15 protein-coding genes are annotated in these 14,082 nt (G+C 51.8%); 9 read left to right on the top strand and 6 right to left on the bottom strand.

The window, feature by feature from the left end; genetic code table 11:
- The first annotated feature begins 297 nt into the window (after positions 1-297).
- A complete protein-coding gene (locus tag ACR0IO_RS21140; RefSeq protein ID WP_480744492.1) occupies positions 298-486 on the top strand; it encodes a hypothetical protein in 189 nt (62 codons plus the stop codon).
- 255 nt (positions 487-741) lie between these two features.
- On the opposite strand, the gene ACR0IO_RS21135 is transcribed toward ACR0IO_RS21140, so the two are convergent.
- Complete coding sequence (locus ACR0IO_RS21135; protein ID WP_480744488.1) at positions 742-1,863, bottom strand: hypothetical protein; 1,122 nt, start codon at positions 1,861-1,863, stop codon at positions 742-744.
- Positions 1,864-2,060: 197 nt separating this feature from the next.
- On the opposite strand from ACR0IO_RS21135, the gene ACR0IO_RS21130 reads away from it, so the two are divergent.
- The 4 genes from ACR0IO_RS21130 (at position 2,061) to ACR0IO_RS21115 (ending at position 5,665) form a co-directional block, all read left to right on the top strand.
- A complete protein-coding gene (locus tag ACR0IO_RS21130; RefSeq protein WP_480744486.1) occupies positions 2,061-2,672 on the top strand; it encodes a PepSY domain-containing protein in 612 nt (203 codons plus the stop codon).
- A gap of 37 nt (positions 2,673-2,709) precedes the next feature.
- Positions 2,710-3,369, top strand: coding sequence for a response regulator transcription factor (locus ACR0IO_RS21125; protein WP_480744484.1), 660 nt, complete (start codon positions 2,710-2,712; stop codon positions 3,367-3,369).
- Complete coding sequence (locus ACR0IO_RS21120) at positions 3,369-4,697, top strand: ATP-binding protein (protein WP_480744482.1); 1,329 nt, start codon at positions 3,369-3,371, stop codon at positions 4,695-4,697. The genes ACR0IO_RS21125 and ACR0IO_RS21120 overlap by 1 nt, the downstream gene beginning before the upstream one ends.
- A 692-nt stretch (positions 4,698-5,389) precedes the next feature.
- A complete protein-coding gene (locus tag ACR0IO_RS21115) occupies positions 5,390-5,665 on the top strand; it encodes a hypothetical protein (protein WP_480744480.1) in 276 nt (91 codons plus the stop codon).
- A gap of 419 nt (positions 5,666-6,084) precedes the next feature.
- Here ACR0IO_RS21115 and ACR0IO_RS21110 read toward each other — a convergent pair whose 3' ends face one another.
- Positions 6,085-6,702 (bottom strand): recombinase family protein, encoded by a 618-nt coding sequence (locus ACR0IO_RS21110; RefSeq protein WP_480744477.1) that lies wholly within the window; start codon positions 6,700-6,702, stop codon positions 6,085-6,087.
- Between the two features lie 187 nt (positions 6,703-6,889).
- Complete coding sequence (locus ACR0IO_RS21105; protein WP_480744475.1) at positions 6,890-7,174, bottom strand: hypothetical protein; 285 nt, start codon at positions 7,172-7,174, stop codon at positions 6,890-6,892.
- A gap of 327 nt (positions 7,175-7,501) precedes the next feature.
- Here ACR0IO_RS21105 and ACR0IO_RS21100 point away from each other — a divergent pair, with 327 nt between their 5' ends.
- The 4 genes from ACR0IO_RS21100 to ACR0IO_RS21085 all read left to right on the top strand — a co-directional run bounded on the left by ACR0IO_RS21100 (position 7,502) and on the right by ACR0IO_RS21085 (position 11,400).
- Positions 7,502-7,723, top strand: coding sequence for a helix-turn-helix domain-containing protein (locus ACR0IO_RS21100; protein WP_480744473.1), 222 nt, complete (start codon positions 7,502-7,504; stop codon positions 7,721-7,723).
- 169 nt (positions 7,724-7,892) lie between these two features.
- Entirely contained in the window at positions 7,893-9,491 is a 1,599-nt protein-coding gene (locus ACR0IO_RS21095) for a transposase (RefSeq protein WP_480744470.1), read from the top strand.
- On the top strand, positions 9,488-10,342 hold the full coding sequence (locus ACR0IO_RS21090) for a TniB family NTP-binding protein (RefSeq protein ID WP_480744468.1): 855 nt from the start codon (positions 9,488-9,490) through the stop codon (positions 10,340-10,342). Before ACR0IO_RS21095 ends, ACR0IO_RS21090 begins: the two co-directional genes overlap by 4 nt.
- An 11-nt stretch (positions 10,343-10,353) precedes the next feature.
- Positions 10,354-11,400 carry a TniQ family protein gene (locus tag ACR0IO_RS21085; protein ID WP_480744466.1) on the top strand — a complete coding sequence of 349 codons (1,047 nt, stop codon included), beginning with the start codon at positions 10,354-10,356 and terminating at the stop codon, positions 11,398-11,400.
- A gap of 94 nt (positions 11,401-11,494) precedes the next feature.
- Here ACR0IO_RS21085 and ACR0IO_RS21080 read toward each other — a convergent pair whose 3' ends face one another.
- The 3 genes from ACR0IO_RS21080 to ACR0IO_RS21070 form a co-directional block, all read right to left on the bottom strand.
- Positions 11,495-12,841, bottom strand: a complete 1,347-nt coding sequence (locus tag ACR0IO_RS21080; RefSeq protein WP_480744464.1) for a ferredoxin reductase family protein — start codon at positions 12,839-12,841, stop codon at positions 11,495-11,497.
- Positions 12,838-13,293: a helix-turn-helix transcriptional regulator gene (locus ACR0IO_RS21075; protein ID WP_480744462.1), complete on the bottom strand. Its 456-nt coding sequence runs from the start codon at positions 13,291-13,293 to the stop codon at positions 12,838-12,840. The genes ACR0IO_RS21080 and ACR0IO_RS21075 overlap by 4 nt, the downstream gene beginning before the upstream one ends.
- Positions 13,294-13,416: 123 nt before the next feature.
- On the bottom strand, positions 13,417-13,692 hold the full coding sequence (locus tag ACR0IO_RS21070; RefSeq protein WP_480744459.1) for a PepSY domain-containing protein: 276 nt from the start codon (positions 13,690-13,692) through the stop codon (positions 13,417-13,419).
- Positions 13,693-14,082 lie beyond the last annotated feature (390 nt).

Raw genomic sequence — 14,082 nt, 5'->3', positions numbered from 1 at the left:
CGCTCGAGGACGAGCATTGCTGAGCGCATAAGCAGTGACTCCCGACCTCCATGTTCTTCCTCTGGAGCACGGTGGGCCCCTCAATACGATATGCTCAACAAACGACCTCCCAAACCGCAAAAGTTGAAAGCACTTCAACAGTATTGTGCGGCCAACAGCTCCTTTGTTCTTATTTCGCGAACAACATTAACTGAACGTGAACAATGTATTCTCGATGTGTTCAACCAAGCTTGGGCATAGTGACCAAGTTGGATCAAACGAAATGTATGTAGTTTGGTCAAAAACAAGGGGAACAGCATGATCAAGCCTGCCTTTGTAACTGAAGACCGTTGCACAACAGCTGCAATGCAGACCTCCGAAAAGAGCGCCGGAAAGCGTCTGCTAACTGGGATGAAATCGAGCAATGGTCGCTTCCCTCCTATAGAAAATGCACTTAACGAGATCATAAAAAACGACCGGCTGTCCGAGGCTCATAACAACGTCTGAAGGCAAATCAGTTGCCCCCCAACAATTCTCGATATTCGTCCTAACCATCGGAATTGTAATGTGAATCCCGCCCCACATTGGGGCGGGATCTCTCTTTTGTCGCGCCTAGTGGTAACCGATTTTCTATGTCGGCATTTCAAACAATGTGGTCCAGCCTCTTCAATCTTCGTGAAGCAATAGGCTGGACCAACTTTCAGAACATCCGCGAGTAGATAGTTCTGTCTGAAGACCAAGATTGGTCTGAAACGCCCACGGCTACAAACCCAGAAGCGATTTGACTTGTTCCTCAACTGCGTCAGTGACTGGCTTGTTGGCTGCGGCTTCCAGAGCTTCACGCTCGGCTAAGTCTTGTTCTTCAACACGATCTGCCAGTTCTTCCACCTCTGCAACGGCTTCATTGTAGTCGATGGCAGCCTGCCTCTCGTCATTCAGTTCCTGAGCCTGATCGATTGAGCCGTCCAAAGCGGCTCGGGCTTCTTCGAGCTGCGCTTCGATCTCTGGATCTGTGCCGCCAGCGTCTTCCAAAGCCTGCTCAAGCTCTTGGACTTTGTCCCGGTTGTCTTGAACATCTCCCAGAGCGGCCTCCAAATCATTCTCGATTTCCTGCACCGTCCGGTCCGGCGGCTCCAATCCTGCGAGGACCTCCAAATGCTCCTCCAGATCCTCACGCAAAGGTTCTCCGGCCAGCACTGTATCTCGATAATTGGCAATTCTGCCTACGCGCGAATTTGGAGCAGCGTTTGCTAAAGCGGTTGGGCTGGCATTGGCTGCGTTCAGCGCACCCAATTCAGACGGGTGCGCTCCAAGCAGCGCCGCGATACGATTGCCTGTGGTGCGGGCAACAGGGCGTATGGACGCGTCCACAACTGCAGTCCGGCGAACAGTGGTTTGCGCATTGGCTTTGGGCTTGCTTCTCGTTGTCGTGGTGCCCTTTGCGGAGGAGGTCGTTTTGCGCACTTTCCCTTTTCCACTAAACAGATCCTTCAGAGAAAATCCGCCGCCTTTTCCTTGACCGGACCGCGCAGATTGCGATCTTGAATTGTCTTGTCTGGTTCCTCCGGCTTTGGTGCCGCTAGGGCCTCTGACGGCTCCTTTTCCACGGCCACCATTTCCTACCGAGTTCTGATCTCCGGAAGCTCCATTGGCGCCGTTTCCGCCACCATTGCCGTTTCCGCCGCCATTGCCGTTTCCGCCACCATTGCCGTTTCCACCACCGTTGCCGTTTCCGCCACCGTTGCCGTTTCCGCCGCCATTGCCGTTGCCTCCCTTAGCATAGGCAAAATCAGGAGTTGCCACTGTGGCAACAATGGCCACCGAACCCAACAAAGCGACAGTAAGAGTAGAGGCCTTTAGCAGTCCGCAAACGGTGTCTTTCATCTGATGTCTCCTCATGACACACGCCGACTGCGCTCAACGCGCTGAAGATAGCCGGGGTGTTTGGCGGTTCTATTCGCATTCGAATCGCTGATGATTTCTGTTATTTGACGTGAGGGTGCTTGAACGCAGCGCTAACTGCTTGTTCATCAGCGGTTCACGTACGGCCCTATACTCTTTGCCAAAGGTATGAGGGTTTAATGCAGACCAAAGCGTTTTTGTTGCTTGCAGCTTTGCTGACTGTCTTGTCCGCAGGACAAGCGGCAGCGGATGCGCGTGAACTCAAACAGGCCGAGCTGCGTATGGCAACACTGTCAGGAAGCGCGATCCGGTTGAAACGTGTCATAAACGGTGTGGAAAAAGCCTATGGCGGTACTCCGGTCGACGCGCGCGCCTTCAAAACGGACAAGATATACTACCGAATTCTGATCAAGAAGCCGGGGGGTAAGATCGTCAGTGTGATTGTGAATGCCGAGACCGGCACTGTTGTTTCAAATCGCTCGAGTGTCGGGCGCGAGATTTCCGAAGCTGCACGTTCCAATTCAACGAGAGCCAAAAGCAGTAATGGTCAGGGCAATTCTACCAACCGTGGGAACAGTGGAAGCCAAAGCAGTGCAGGTGGCAATGGTAACAGTGGCGGCAACGGTAACGGTGGTGGCAACGGTAACGGTGGTGGCAATGGTAACAGTGGCGGCAACGGCAACGGTGGTGGAAACGGCAACGGTAACGGCGGCGGTAACGGCAACGGTAACGGCGGCGGCAACAGTGGTGGAAACGGCGGCGGGAATGGAAATGGGAATGGTAGAAATTAATGTGAAGCTGAGGTCGATTTAGCTGTAGTCTCTGGATATGCGAATACTTCTTGCCGAAGATGAACCCCAGCTATGCGAGCAAGTCAAAAGGCTGCTGGGTGCCGAAGGCCGCGTGGTGGACGTCGCCCACAACGGTACGGATGCATTGCATTTGGGGGCAACCGAGCCCTACGACATGATCATTCTCGACATTGGCTTGCCTGAACGTGATGGTATTTCAGTGCTGCGTGAATGGCGTAGTTCAGGTGTCAAAACACCTGTGTTGATCCTGACTGCCCGAGATGGTTGGAGCGAACGTGTCGACGGTCTGGATGCGGGTGCGGATGACTACATGACCAAGCCATTCCACATGCCGGAATTGGCCGCGCGAGTCCGTGCAATCCTGCGACGACAAAGCGGCCAGATGAACCCGGTGATAGAAATGGGTGATGTCTCGCTGGATACGCGAAACGGCCGGGTCAGCGTCGATGGAATCCCCGTCGATCTTACCGCACAAGAAATCGCGGTTCTGACTTATCTTGCGCACAACATTGGTCGTATGGTCTCACGTACTGAATTGTCCGAACACATCTACGAATATGACGGTGATCGAGATTCCAACACTATAGCCGTATTCGTGACACGCCTGCGCAAGAAGCTGGGTCCCGATCTGATCAAAACTGTTCGAGGGCGCGGCTACATGATTGATCCGTCCTGATGCTCTCGTTGCGCCAACGTGCCTTGCTTGGAGGTCTTGCCTCTGGTGCGTTGTCCGTTGGCGTTGGTACCCTTGTGGTTTTCTCGTATATCAATACACGAGTCCTCGAACAGTTCGACGGAGCGTTGATAGACCGTCACACCCAGCTTGTCGTTGGGCTTAGTTCTACGACAGATGAACCCGAAATCCTGCGCGAATTGATGTTCGATCCTGCTTACAGCACACCCTATTCAGGGAGGTATTGGCAAGTAACAGACAACAACGGATTCACCTTTACCTCTGCCTCGCTATTCGATGAGACGATTGCAGCGCCTTCGCAGAACGATAATGAAGCGATTGTCTGGAATACCACAGGTCCGGATGGCGAGGCTGTTCGTAGCGTCTTTCAAAAGATCGCGTTTGAAGACGGAGCAGAATGGGGTGTGACTGTTGCTGAAAGCAGACACTTACTGATCAGTGAGCGTAGAGATGCGCAAAGCAATTTGCTTCCGGTTTTTGGGCTGGTCGGATTGATCGGGGTGGCCAGTTCCCTTTTGCTGATGTCAGCTATTGTTGGCCCACTCAGAAAGTTGCGCGCTGATGTGGCCCATCGCTGGGATCAGGGCGACGATCTGAAGCCACAAGATTACCCGGAAGAGGTTTCTCCGCTCGTAGAAGATCTCAATCAATTGTTACATCGAAATCGGGAGATTGTCTCAAGTTCACGAAGGCAGGCCGCGGATCTGGCGCATGCGCTCAAAACACCGGCGGCCATTCTGCGAAACGAACTGGCGGACTTGTCGGATTCCGGAATAAATACCGAACCTGCAGAAGAGGCCCTCAGCCGAATTGACGCCCAACTTGGTCGTTCACTCGCTCGCATGCGGGCGTCCAACACCGGAGAACTCACGCATTCCCGAACAGATCTGACGAATTCGATCGAACGATTATCCAGGTTGTTTTTCGACATGGCTGAACGCGAAGGAAAAACGCTTACTTCATATTGTCAGACCGGTCTGCGTGTTAGGATGGATCCTCAGGATATTGAAGAAGTGATCGGAAACCTTCTCGACAATGCACTCAAGTGGTGCCGAACGACGTTTCACATCTCGGCAATTCGCGTTGGATCTGGCATCGAGATTTGCGTTGAAGATGATGGGCCAGGGATTCCAGAATATGCACGACGAGAGGTCCTTCGGTCCGGTGGGCGCCTTGATACCGCGGTCGATGGAACCGGATTGGGGCTGGCAATTTCTGTTGATTTGTTGAACGCCTACGGTGGCAAGCTGGAACTGGGGGCGTCAGAACGCTTTGGCGGTTTGAAATGCGATGTATTGATTGGCACATGAGAAAGAAAACGAGTTGATCAAGTAAAGGCAGTCATAAACGAGACTGCGCTTGCCGCTTGTAGCGCACTTAAGGCGATGGCTTATTCAGATCGACTACACTGAGTTGAAAGCTTCTATGCTAGTTTTTGTGTCTTCACATAAAAACAAGGGCTACGAGAAAACCAATGACAATTCCCATCGAGGCAACGGCAAAAGTTAGGGAGTAGTTTAGCATTTGGATCTTCCAATCTGATCGAATGAGCCTGAGCAGGACGCCCCCGACAAGACAACGGAACGCTATAATGCAGGACTAACATTGAATGTAGAAGGAACGCGCCGTTAACGTTCAGTTAACAATATCCTCCTGCGCCATGATTTGTCGTTGTCTCGCTAAACTTCAAGGTTTGAGGGAGTCAGTTTTCTGCACATTGCTGTCGTTCGCTGTAATCGGTGTTGCAACCGCAGCGAACGTCAGCTTGGTGGCCCTTTCCTCAGTCTTGCTCCAAAAGTTGCAACTGCAGAGAGCGGCAGCAAAATCCCGCATGGCGGCCCTTCTAATAAACCCTGACGTACGGCCGGATCACGCTACCGAACAACGTTGCTGAAGGCACTAAACTATGCTAGCTCAAATCATGTCTTGATTGTTTTCCAGTTAGTCGCACCCAACACGGATTTCTCCGTGTCTGTTGTCGTGCGAATTGAAAGGAAACCGAATGAGACGACCAGATTTACCACCAATCCAAGGCAGACGATTTGACGTCGAGATGCTCCAAGATGCAGCGCTTAGTCTGACCGAGCATGCTTCCAAGGGACCGACCTGGCTTAGACATAGAGGACGTGTTTCCTTCGTTGTTCTGACCGAGGAACTGTTCGAACAAATTTGGCCTGATCCACGGCGAGTATGGAGCGTTGATGACATGCCAATTCGCCACGAGCAAATGTTGCTTGAAGCGCTTGAAGCTTCGCTTTCTTACGACAATGAAGAATAGAGCATCGAACGAAGAAGCATGAGTGCGGGGTGGTCGGGAAATCCAAAAGCCCTGACCACCCAATCAAGTCAGAAAAAGCCTACCTCGGCTGCAATAAATCGTTATCGGCTGAACCAAACACCCTCCAAAGCAGAAATGCACAACCAATTATGTTATCTATTCTGAACAGACAGTTGGCAGGGAACGATGACAGAAATTGGCGATAGCCTCACTAGGGGTGCAAAAGAAGCACTAGATATTGCAAAGGGCAAAATGGAGCCTGCTAGCGTATTCCCACCTGGTATTGAAAACGAGAGCGGCATACATACTTCCGATAGGGCAACTATTCGCTGCACATCTTCGCGGGACAAAAATCCACAAGATCGATCCAAGATTTGAATCCCAGAGCTAGCAAGGCCGAACTGCCAGGAAACAGCTCTTTACTTTTCCTCGCGTGAATACTTTTCAAGATTGTTTTCCGCGTCTTTCAGGCTGTCCGTATTCTGTTGTCCGGTCGGCGCGCCGAGCGCGCGATAGATAGTCATCCGTGACACGCCCAGATCGCGTGCAATTTGGGCTTTTGATAAACCAGTGGCCACAAGAGATCGAATATGTTGGTCATCTACTTGTTTACGTCTGCCACGATAGACACCTCTTTCCTTGGCGGCATCAATACCCGCTCTCTGTCTGTCTCGGATGAATTTCAGCTCCATATCAGCGACTATGCCGAGCACCGTTACCACAATTCGACCAATATCACCGGCTGTACTCACTTCCGGTTCAAGAACCCGCAGGGAAGCGCCCTTGGCATCCAGTTCATGTACTAGGTTCAGAACATCCCGGGTAGAACGACCTAGGCGATCAAGTCGATGCACAACCAGTTCATCGCCTTCGCGTAAGAATTCGAAGATGGTTTCCAGTTCCGTGCGCCCATCACGCGATGCGCCTGATCCTGTCTCAGACCGTACGATCTCGCACCCAGCTTTCTTCAGTGCTGCAGTTTGAATGTCGAGATCTTGGCTCGTGGCGCTGATTCTGGCGTATCCGATGCGGGGCATTTGGTATCTATCACATTAGAGTAGGGGTGATGTTCAATCTGTCACATAGTTGAATTGACCACCCTAACGGGGCGGTGGATCGCGTCACATCTAAGCGTCTCTTTGTGGTGTACCCAATTGTTACATGGAGATGTGCAACCCATCGAAATTGAACGCAGCGTTCTGACACAGCAGGATGTTTGATTTTTCATGGTCGCCAACTCCTCGCTGATCGTGCATAGACGTCAGGAAGTTCTGTTGGTGACAGTTTGTTCAGGTGGCTCTCGTCAAACACAACCACATTGTTGGATAGAAATTGGTCAGTGTTCATCCGTTCCCTAGCTTCGAGGATGAACGGATGTTCAACCGCCAGTGCTGCCAGCAAGCCTCCTGTTTCGATATGCGCGGCTAATTCTCGCTGTAACGCCTGAAAGCTCAACGTATTGCCGCCATTGTCGGTACCAATGACAATAACGGGGGTGGTGAAACCCATGTTGCAAAGGTCATTTGCCCCATGGATGTCGACACATCCGTGGAGTTCGAGATTTACTAATGCCAAGCCTCGTTGTGGGGTGATGTATTCTGGGAAAGCCTTGTCCTTTTTTCTGGTTCGGCAATTTGTAGTTTGTACTGGCACACGGATTCCGCGAGTCACTTGCCTTTGGTTTATTTGCCCAACGACAATTCGAAGATGACATGTGACGTTGTTATGGCGCGGACCACGATGTTATAGTATTGTCGTCAAAACCGTTTAATAACAAATGGTTGACTCGAATCCACTGGCAGCTTTCACTCTGCACAGAAGCTTCGAGATTTCAAGATGAACAACGCATATTCCAAATTGAAGACCGACCTGGCTGCCGCTGGTGTGACACTCAGATCTATAGCAAGGGATCTCGAAGTTTCCCACACGGCAGTCACAGACGTAGCTAGGGGTGCTAGACGCTCCAAACGTATCGAGCAGGCAATAGCAATCCGCCTGAAAACGACTCCTGCCTCACTTTGGCCTGATCGATATGGGCAAAAGGGAGGTGCGACATGACCTGACGTAGAAAAGCAAAAGCCTATGTGCTCCAACACATAGGCTTTCACAAAGATTGAATGGCTGTTCGCAACCGTCATCTCGATCTTCTCCAATCCAATCTCAAAGTCAAGGCTGCCACTCGAAGTTTTCGAGCCTTCAAGTATGCCTTGCCTACAAGGAGCCGATCATGTCGAAAAACGACACTGCTCGCGATGAGCGCGAGTGGGCGCGGGCGTTTGCACTTCGCAGAGACCTTACCCCATATATTCAAACTGGTTTTCAGACCAAAGCAGCTGTGCAAGACTTTTGCAGGGCGCACAGTCTTTCGAGATCTGCTGCTTATAGGCTGCTTAAGCGAGCGCAACTTGATGATCGGGCATCTGCGTTGCGACGTTCGAAACCTGGCCCCAAAAGGATGAGTATCAAGCTCTGCGACGAGGCTGAGAAAGTTGTCAACGACTACCTTTGCAAGGAATTTCTTTCTCGAAACAAGATCTTGGTCGCAAAAGCTCTGAATGACATCAACCGAAAACTATCAGAATTGGGCCTCCCAGAAATCTCAAAGACAGCTTTGATCAACAGGATCAATGCGATCCCAGATCGAGTGATCAAGCTGAAACGCCACGGGAGCAGGGCGGCGCGACAAGCTTACCAAATCGTCCGTGGCAAGTATTTTGTAGAAGGTCCGCTTTCGGTTGTTCAGATTGATCATACGAAGCTGGACTTGATGGTCATCGATCCCATCACAGGAGAATGTCTGGGACGGCCGTATTTGACAGTCCTGTTAGATGTGGCGACGGCAATGCCAACAGGCATTTACCTGTCGATGGAAGCACCCTCCGCAATCAACCTATTGAAGGCCTTTCATCGATCCGTTTTTCCAAAGGCAGAATACCTTACAGAAATGGGTATTCCATATGAGTGGCCAGTGTATGGGTTGCCCCTCGTGATCAGCAGCGACAACGGGACCGACCTCAAATCTAAAGCCTTCAATTGGGGGCTGGAACAATACGGCGTCGAGCACATATTTCGCCCCGTGGCGCAGCCGCATCTCGGTGGGCACGTCGAGCGTTTCATAGGAACAATCCAGGCCTTCGTTCAGACCCTTCCTGGAACCACTTTTTCAAACACCAAAAAGAAGGGAACCTATCAACCCGAAAAGCAGGCGAGGCTTGCCTTGTTTGACGTTGAGAGACTCCTGCTCGAGTTCATACTTCGCGACTACGTCCATGATAAGAAGCGCCGGCTGCTGACGTCTCCTATGAATGCTTGGAATGTTAGCTGGCGCGAGAGTGTGTCCAGCCCACGACTGCCAAAAGATCCGGATCGGTTTCGCCTTGATTTTCTGCCGTTTGAGAGGCGCAAAATCCAGCGGGAGGGCCTTGAACTGTTCGGGATGTTCTATCGTTCGGAACAGCTACAAAAGATGAAAAACTGCGGCGTGAAGAGCGTTGTACTCAAGTATGATCCCACTGACATTCGAACAGTATACATCAGTGCCGACGACGATGTCTTTCACGAAGCCCGGAGTGAGTATTTTCCGCGCGATCCAATGTCCCTCAATGAATGGAAAAAACACAACAAGCGCAAGGAAAAAAGGCTGCAAGCGGCAATGAACGCACCTGACCCTACCGTAGTTCACGATCACCGCAAACAGATCCTGGCGGAAGCAAATCGGCGCAAAAGGGAGATCAGTCGCTTCGACGGTCACCCTCAAACGCATGGTTGCGACATTCGCGATCTTCGTGACCCACGAGGCTTATCGGTGCCGGGTAAGTCGTCATGAACCATACTCCATCTCAACGCTTTCCAGATATGTCACAGGCATCGGTTCCAGAACGTATTCGCTACATTCGCAACGGCGCTTTTTTTGAGACATCAGCCATTCGCGCCTTTCGAAATCGATTGAATGAGTTGATCCATGAGCCCTTAGACTGCGAGAACAAGCTTGTTTTCTTGACCGCCCCGGCTGGAATGGGGCTGACCCGCATTATCAAGCAGTTTGCGGCCCAACACCCACCCGCGACTAAGGGACGAAGTGGTCAGCAAACAGTCCCGGTCGTAAACCAACTCATCCATCCAAGTGGCGACTTCGTTGATTATTGTGATGCACTTCGCGCGAACCTTGCCATCCCTGGCTACGGGGCTATGCCGCGCTATTCTTCCTACCGCAAAACTCTTGAACTTCTGGGACATCTAAAAACCAGACTCGTCATCTTGGAGGACTTTCACCGTACCTATAGCTTTCAGAAACGCCAGCAGATTTCTTATCAGAACTACGTCCACTACTTGATTTCCGAATACGATATCAGGGTCGTTCTCACAGGTGCTCCACGTATCTGGCGATGGGCATTGGAAGATGAACAAACACAGGGGCGATCTGTACACTATAAGTATCGCGCCTGGACGTATCGGGAAGATGATTTCATCGAGTTTCTTGACGGGTTTGAACGATGGTGCCCGGTGCAGGTAAAGGGGGTACTTTCCCGCGACCCAAAGCTCCGCAAGGCCATCATCAGGAAGTCGAATGGTATCTGCAAAAATGTGATGCAGGTGCTCACTGGTTTCGCGATCTATGCGATTGTGTCTGGCAGTGAGCGCTTGGATTTCGACACCTGGGTAAGCCATCGCAGTTAGGAACGGCCGTTATGAACGTCACACCCTATTCGATGGAAAGCTTGAATTCGTTCGTAGGTCGCGCGGCTTCGATGAATTCGACAGATCCCTTATCCTACCTTCGAGAGCTGTTTCCTTCAGCGAGATATCAGAGTTTCACGAGACTTCCCGAGGATCTGGATAAACTGGATCATGGTGTCATTTTGGCTGGCTTGAACGATGCTCTGGACCCGGAAAAACGCAGGCTGGAACTGCTGACCTTACCAGGCACCAACCCTGGCGTTCACACAAAGTGGCTGAGGCGGGCAGGGGGGAAACACTTGGGCTCGGACCGCTTCAGCAAGGCGCCTTCGTTTGCGTGGTGTCCGCGTTGCCTGCTCCGCGACCAGCTCAACGGCCATGACCAATTCTTGCGGTTGGCTTGGAGGATGACCACCCGGACATTCTGTTTGGCGCACCGGAGGCCGCTTACCACCCATTGCATGGCATGTCATGATCGCGAAGCTGAGCCGGCCTTCGTATTTGATGGCAGCAATGTCGTTCTCGCATGTAGTGCTTGCGGCTCACTCTATTCGACGCAGCTTGGATTACCCGACATGTCTTCTTCGACCGTCTTGGAACTGCGCGACAACCGTAATGTGCAGATAGCCTGGAATGAAGTAATCCACTTGGAATTGGCGCTTGAAAAGAGCCTATCAGTGCGATCAAGTACCAAGAACAAAAGCGAATTCCGAGACTTCACCTTGGCATTCGCCAATGTTCTGATGAGATCAATCCGGCTCGGCCGCGCGCCTATCGACCTCTTTTCTAGCGTCGCGTTTCCGGCGCAACCAAACCCCCGCAGCATCACCTCAATGGAACGGCCTTACCGCGCTTCTTCGATCGCCGTGCGCCGAAAAACTCATGGTCTGATCGCAACAATTCTAAAACGCCGAACGAACTTGTTTTCTATCAAAGGCGTATACGAAAAGCGTTGGGGCAGGGCACCTTTGATGCAAGAACTAAGATCCGAGCTGGAACCTGAGCAGAACAATGAACTTGATCGGCTATTGCTGCGGTTCCCGGCAAAGTGGTTTTGAAAACAGGGCAGGAAGGCCGATTTCTACCGCCCATTCTAAAAGTACGACAAGCCAACACGAAAGATGTCGTTAGTAGGTGCATACTTAACTTGCTTCATGTCATGTTCTCCTGGGAAGGCGAGATCCGTTCCCGCCTGCTGCGAGCGCGCAAACTCAGAAACCGTCCGCTCAACCACTTTATCAAGCGTTTGAGTCCGATGCCGTTTCGGAATTCAAACTCTTCATAGTGAAAACGTCGCGAAGTTATGCCGTAAGGCCTCAACCCCGCCCGGAGTGACGCCCGGAGGGAGGCTGGTCCGCAGAACGAAACCTTGGCTCGAGACAGACTTGGCCCAATCGCATCGGCAATCTTTTCTGCGCTGATCCGTTTTCCCTCACCCGAGACCATGAGATGCAGATGCAGATTTGGTTTCACTTTCGACAATTCTTCGATTTCATCTAGATGCGGAGCGTCCGTTCGCGACCTGACACAATAGAATAGATGTACAGGCTCGTTACTCGCCTCCAATGCATCGGACCAGGCAAGAAAGGGCGTGATGCCGATACCTGCCGCAACCCAGACTTCCGCCCCTTTGCCGGCGTAGCGGAACCTGCCAAATGGCCCTTGAACACGCACCAACTGTCCAGTTTTCAATGTTCTGTTCAGGGTAGCAGTGTAATCCCCAAGAGATTTTACAGTCACGCGCAGTTCGCCGCCGAGTCCGATCTTTGAAAAACTGAACGGATGGGGTTCATTTTTTCCAGCACCTGTAAAACGCAGAACGCCAAACTGTCCGGGCAGCGGGCTGAGGCCTCTCTCCTCCGGCTCCAGTGTAATGGCCAATGCTCCGCCGGTGGTTTCAAGCTTTGAGATCTCGTAGCAATATGACGGGCGCAACCTGTCCGGGAGCAGCATCCACAGGTAGGCGGCCATACCAGACACACAGAACGAACCTGTGTACAGCCCCGCAGGATCGGTCATCGCAAAGGGTTTCATGATAAGAAAGAAATGCAGAGCCCCAATTGCAAACAGGGCACCCATCGCTTTGTGCGACCACTTCCACAGGTGGTAGGGAATGAATGTTGCCACTGAGATGAGAACCAACAGCAAAAGGCCATACAGGCTTATTTCACCGAGTGACTCAGCAAAGTCGTTTAGTGCGGTTTCGCGGCCCAAAGCGGGTATTTCAGCGCCAATCGTATCGTGCATAAGGAGTGCCACCATAGCCACGATACCTGCCCATTTATGCAGGACGTAAACTCGATCCAGCCCACCGAACAAATGCTCGACACCCCTCAGACGCGTGGACAGAACCTGACCCCACGCCATAAGGATAAGAGCGGCAAGACCCAAATACTGCGAGAACAATGCAGTATGGTCAGAGATACCTTTCAGCGACCACAGCTGGTATGCTGGGACAAGTGTCGTTGCACCAATCAGAATGAGGCCTACCGGATTCATGACAGCTCCTCTTTTTGAGAATTGGGGGTATTGCCCAGCAAGCTGTCCGCAAGCAGGTCATCGATAAATACGCTGAGAAGTTGCAGGCGCCCCGTTACGCCTGCCTTTCGATAAACCGACGCGCATTGGGCTTTGATTGTGCCCTGTTTGGTATTCCTAAGCGCGGCAATTTCGGCGATCGAGTAACCTTTGATTGCAAAGATTGCCACTTCGCGCTCAGCGCTTGTCAAAGACCACAATCGAAAACGGGCTTCCAGAACTTCTCCGAAGGCACCGGTGGCTATTCTTACCTGATCTTCCAACTCGTTTTGGCGGCTGAGGATGTTTCGCAACTCGTAAGTCGTGAATGCCAATCCGCTGACAAGCGTAATTGCCACCATGGTCTCGACAAGATCGCTTTCCGCCATCGGGAAACTGGATGTAGGCCACAGAGTGTCCACAAAAATGTCCATGAGAAAATAAGCGCTGCAGACTGCTTGCACAGCGAAGAGAGACCAAAGGATGGAAACGCGCGTCATGGGTCGGTTCTCGGTATGTAGTTGGCACGCTCCCGAACAGAGCGTGCCAAGGTTTCATCAGCTGTCGTCAGAGGGTTCTTCCCGTTCGATCTCCAAAATCTCGCCGGATTCAGCGGAAACTTCGATCTCGTAAGCTTTGCCATCCATCGCAGCCTGCACTTCGATCTCGTCATCCTCAGTTTCTATCTTAGATATGACGTACCCTTTCGCTTCCAGCGCGGAGCGAATGGCGGTCTCTGAAGACCCCAGAACATCTCCGACGTTGACCTGTGCCCAAACCATCCCGGGTGTGGCGATAGCTGCCAGCAATGCCAGTTTGCCAAGCTTGTTCATTTGCATTCCTTTCAATGATGATTGCCACCGCAAGAATGCGGTCGGTCATATTTGAGAAGCTGTTGCGCACGACAAAATTGGCCTTTCGGCAGAATTCAAGCGGCATAGGCCAAAGGTTTATGCCTGCTACGACGCGTTATTCGGCCTAAACTGACAGAGCCTCTGCCAATTTTGCTACTTTGCCTGGCTCTGAAGCACTTGGAGAGAGTTTGTGGACCACCCTTGTGAGTGATTTGCGGTGGTCCACAGAGATAGCAGTCTTGGTAAGTTGCTATCTCGGGGCCACGAACAAGAAGGTGGTAGCGGCCCTTGAGAGTTTTCTTCCTAGAACTTCCACTCATAGGATGCCCAGAGGGCCTGAGTTGAAACGTCGGCCCCGAGGGTCGACCT

Source organism: Ruegeria sp. CE12 (genome assembly GCF_056537525.1).
The sequence above is the reverse complement of the archived record's forward strand: the minus strand, read 5'-3'. Positions and strand labels throughout refer to the sequence as shown.